The organism is Micromonospora foliorum, assembly GCF_022229015.1.
Taxonomy (GTDB): domain Bacteria; phylum Actinomycetota; class Actinomycetes; order Mycobacteriales; family Micromonosporaceae; genus Micromonospora; species Micromonospora foliorum.
This window is the reverse complement of sequence record NZ_JAKKFF010000132.1, coordinates 1-4,109: the sequence shown is the minus strand read 5'-3', so window position 1 is coordinate 4,109 and position 4,109 is coordinate 1. Positions and strand designations below refer to the sequence as shown.

At 69.9% G+C, this 4,109-nt stretch carries 5 protein-coding genes; 2 read left to right on the top strand and 3 right to left on the bottom strand.

The features are described 5' to 3' along the window. Both PSH25_RS11820 and PSH25_RS11815 read right to left on the bottom strand, forming a co-directional pair. The coding region (locus PSH25_RS11820; RefSeq protein ID WP_502361345.1) for an oxidoreductase dimerization domain-containing protein at positions 1 to 242 on the bottom strand (242 nt) is incomplete at its 3' end. A 114-nt stretch (positions 243 to 356) separates the two neighbouring features. After that, on the bottom strand, positions 357 to 1,916 hold the full coding sequence (locus PSH25_RS11815) for an acetolactate synthase large subunit (protein ID WP_238659139.1): 1,560 nt from the start codon (positions 1,914 to 1,916) through the stop codon (positions 357 to 359). A 110-nt stretch (positions 1,917 to 2,026) separates the two neighbouring features. Between PSH25_RS11815 and PSH25_RS11810 the strand changes: the two genes are divergently transcribed. After that, on the top strand, positions 2,027 to 2,554 hold the full coding sequence (locus tag PSH25_RS11810) for a DUF302 domain-containing protein (RefSeq protein ID WP_238659138.1): 528 nt from the start codon (positions 2,027 to 2,029) through the stop codon (positions 2,552 to 2,554). Here PSH25_RS11810 and PSH25_RS11805 read toward each other — a convergent pair. Further along, positions 2,551 to 3,033, bottom strand: a complete 483-nt coding sequence (locus PSH25_RS11805; RefSeq protein WP_238659137.1) for an SRPBCC family protein — start codon at positions 3,031 to 3,033, stop codon at positions 2,551 to 2,553. The genes PSH25_RS11810 and PSH25_RS11805 overlap by 4 nt on opposite strands. Positions 3,034 to 3,485: 452 nt before the next feature. Between PSH25_RS11805 and PSH25_RS11800 the strand changes: the two genes are divergently transcribed. Further along, positions 3,486 to 4,109 (top strand): protease inhibitor I9 family protein (locus PSH25_RS11800; protein WP_238659136.1); only part of this gene is annotated, 624 nt, incomplete at its 3' end.

Sequence of the window (4,109 nt, the reverse complement as noted above, 5' to 3'; positions counted from 1 at the left end):
TGGGCGACCTGAACGTCGTACCCGGCGCGGCGCGCCTCGGTCTCGGTCAGCCCGACCCGCGCCAGCTCCGGGGTGGTGAAGACGGTGTACGGGATCAGCCGGTCGGCGGTGCTGCGCTGGCCTCCCGCGAGGTTCGCCCGGATGATCCGGTAGTCGTCCAACGAGACGTGGGTGAACTGCGGGCTGCCGGCGACGTCCCCGGCCGCCCAGGTGCGCTCGGCGCTGCTCGCGGTGGCCTGCACGCTCGCCGGGGTGGGCGTCGCCCCGCTGCTCGGGCTGGCCCTGGCCGCAGGCTGCACGGTGCTCTGGCGCCGCCGAGAAGATGCCGCCTAGGGCACGCGGCCGGGCGAGGCCGGCTAGGCCGCGGCGGGGATGGTGGCGTCGATGAGGTGCGGGCCGGTCCGGGTCAGCGCCTCCGAGAACTGCTCCGCGAGTTGCTCGGCGGTGGTCGCGCGGGTGGCGGGCATCCCGAACGTGTTCGCCAGCCCGACGAAGTCGATCTGAGGGTTGGTCAGGTCGAACATCGGGTTGGTGTCGGGATCGGCGAGACCGGGGCGGTTGCTGAAATATCCCCACTCCTGGCGCAGGATCGCGTAAGCGTGGTTGTTGAGGATCACGTTGGTGATGTTCAACTGCTCGCGTACCTGGGTCCAGAGCGCCGTGGCGGTGTACATGACGCAGCCGTCGGCCACCAGCGCCACGACCGGCCGGTCGGGTGCGGCGACGGCGGCGCCGACGGCCAGGGGCAGGCCGTCGCCCATGGCCCCGCCGGTCTGCATGAGCACGTCGTGTCGGGGAGCGCCGGCGGTGGCGGCGGCGAGGGCGGTGCCGGAGCTGACGGACTCGTCGATGATGATGGCTCGTTCGGGCAGCAGCGCCGCGATGACGTCCGCCCAGTTCCGCAGGGTGAGGGTGCCCGTGGGTAGGGCCGGTCGGTGCGGCTGGGTGACCTGGGCGGCCGTGTCCGGTGCCACCAGGTCGGCAAGTCGGACCAACGCGGCGCCGGCGTCCTGACCGACCTCGGCCAGCACGTGCGTCTGGGCGCCCTCGGGCACGAGGAGGCTCGGCTGGTCGGGGTAGGCGAAGAACGAGACCGGCGCCTTGGTGCCCGCGACGATGAGGTGCCGCGCACCGTGCAGCTGGTCGAGTACCTGGTCGGGATAAAAGCCGAGCCTCGCGAACGCGGGTAGGCCCGCTCCTCGTTCGACCCGGTTGGAGTAGAGCTCCTGGAAGACCCGGGCGCCGGTCGCCGCGGCGATGCGGCCGGCCGCCAGCAGGCCCGCCTCCCGTAGGGCCGTACCGCCGATCACCAGTGCGGTCGTGTCACCGCTCCGAAGCGCCTCCGCGACCTGCGTGATCACTTCCTGGTCGACGGTCGGCGCCGGCCGGGGGCGCACGGGCGCACCGGCCGCACCTCCGTCGGACCAGGACACGTCCGCCGGCATGATCACGGTGGCGATCTGCCCAGGTGGCTCCAGGGCGGCGGCGAGGGTGGCCGCGGCGTCCGGGCCCGCGCCGGCCGCGTCCTCGGGGCGGCGGACGGGACCGCGCAACCATCCCGCCAGCGCGGCGATGTCCGAGTTCAACGGTGGATCGAACGCGGTGTGGAACGTCGCGTGATCCCCGACGATGTTCACCACCGGTGAGTTGGCGCGGCGGCTGTTGTGCAGGTTCGTCAGGCCGTACGCGAGCCCGGGCCCGAGGTGCAGCAGGGTCGCGGCCGGCTTGCCCGCGATCCGGGCGTAACCGTCGGCCGCGCCGGTGACCACGCCCTCGAAGAGAGCGAGCACGCCGTGCAGCTCGGGAACCGACTCCAGCGCTCCGACCAGGTGCAGCTCGGTGGTGCCGGGGTTGGTGAAGAGCACCTCGACCCCACCGTCGACAAGCGTCCGCAGCAGTGCTTCCGCGCCGTTCACACACGTCACCTCGTCGCCGGTCGAATCAACAGTTCAGATACTAAACGCGCATTTCGGACTAGTGCTGTTAGGTTGAGAGAGATAACCCGGTAGGTGGCGAGGAGAGCTCGATGGGACGCGGATGGGCCGAACGTGGTTACCAGGCCCGGTGTCTGGACATCAGCGTCGATCGCTCCTTCGACGACTTCCGGCGGCAGTACGAGCAGGCCGTCCCGGCCTACGACGCGACGGCGTTCGACGCGCTGGTGGCCCGCAACGCACCCTGGGACGATGTCCTCGCCCTCATGCGCGACCGCGCGCCGCACGCCTTCCTCATCTACTGGAGCAGCGGCGACCTGCGACCGATGATGAACCTCGCGGGCGACCCCACGCACTGCGTCGAATACCTGATGGGCAACCACACCACCGCTGAGCGGATGTTCCGCCACGACCCGGCGGCCATGCTGTACGCGCCGCTACGCACGTTGATCAGCGACGGACCCGACGGCGGGGCGCGATTCATCATCGAGCAACCCAGTCATGCGTTCGGCTCGTTGGGAGTGGACGCGATCCAGGAGGTGGGCCTGGAACTCGACCGTGAGGTCGCCGCCCTCCTGACGCACCTCGGGGTGCCCGTGCCGGCGGGCCTGTCCGACTAAACGACGTCTCGTAACTCCTTACCGCCCGATGCTGAGGTGCTCGTTGTGGACGCTCGGTCGATATCGAGCAGGTCCTGGGTGTTGTTCTCCCGGATGCAGGCAAGGATCCGCTGACGAGCCAGGATCCGACCGAGCCGATAGCTCAGAGGTCCGCCGGTTAAGGAGTAGGTGATCTGCAGGGTGGTGGCACGGCCACCGTCACGTGGGACCAGCCGATACTCAGTGACGCTGTGCCCTCCTGCGTGGCACTCCACCAGGTAGCGGACCTGGGGTTGGCAGTCGGTCACGCAGAGGTCCAGGGTGATGGGCTCGCCGTAGGGGCTGCGGGTCTCCCGCCATCCGGTGCCCTGTCCGAACGGATGGTGGGTGAGCAGTTCAGTCGCTTCGACCTTGGTGAACAGGGCCGGATACCCCGAGATGTCGGTGAGGAGCTGCCACACCTGCTCCGGTGGTGCGGAGACCGTGCGGCTGAAGCTCATTGGTTGCATGGTGATCCTCTGCTAGCGACGATGACGCGCCAGCCTAACGGAGCCTCGCGGCCCCGATGATCCTCTCTGTAGCGATGATCAACGATGGCTTGGCGCAGATCATCTGGGCGTCGCGGCAGGAGTGGATCTACCCGTTCACCGAGCTGCGCCCGACCCAGTTCCACCGCCTCGTGTCGTGAAGTGACGGGGCGTGGGTGCTGCTCGACCCTGTCTCGGCGGGGTCGGCGTCGCGCCGCTGCCCGCGCTGGGGCGTGCGCCCTGCTCTGGCGCCCTCTGAGAAAAGTGATCTAGGCGCGGCCGGCAGAACGTGATCTTATACGCACCGGCGATCCGTAACACCGTGCAAACCATCGATTAACCATCGGCGGCTTAGGTGGGGGAGCGCTCCCATGGCGGGTCGCGATCGACAAAAGCTCCACAAGGGAGCAACCGAAAGGAGCCTCGTGGCTACAGGCACGAGCGGAAACAGGCTGCGAAGACTGGCGATACCTACGCTGGTCGTCGCCCTGATCACCGGTACCACCGGTGTAGCGGGAACGGCGTCGGCGGCACCCGCTGGGTCGTCGGGTAACGGCAGTGGCACCGGCTACTTCACCGCCGGGTCCGACCGGAAGGTCACCCTGACCGACGGGGCCGACCGTCGACCCGGCGGCAACCGTGCGGCCACGCCGAAGGCAGCCGTCGACGAGACCGGCTCCGGCATGTACGTCGTCGAGTTGGCTGAGGACCCGTTGACCACGTACACCGGTGGGGTGTCCGGTCTGGCCCGGACCCGCCCGGCGGCCGGCAACCGGCTGGACGTGACGTCGACGCCGTCGCAGGCGTACCGCCGGCACCTCGACACGCAGCGGGGCTCCGTCGCCGCCGCGGCCGGGGTCACTGTCAACGCCGTCTACACCACCGCGTTCAACGGCTTCTCGGCGAAGCTGACCAGCCAGCAGGTGAGCACGTTGCGGGCGGACAAGCGCGTCCGCGCCGTCACTGCCTCGCGGGCCCTCGGCACCCCGTCGGCGCCTCCCCGCGCGACCACGGCGGCCCCCGCCACCCCGACCGCTGCCAACCCGACG

Excerpts from the sequence above, each read along its gene's own strand:
- PSH25_RS11810 (WP_238659138.1), top strand. The coding sequence starts at position 2,027 with ATGGGACGCGGATGGGCCGAACGTGGTTACCAGGCCCGGTGTCTGGAC.
- PSH25_RS11805 (WP_238659137.1), bottom strand. The coding sequence starts at position 3,033 with ATGAGCTTCAGCCGCACGGTCTCCGCACCACCGGAGCAGGTGTGGCAG.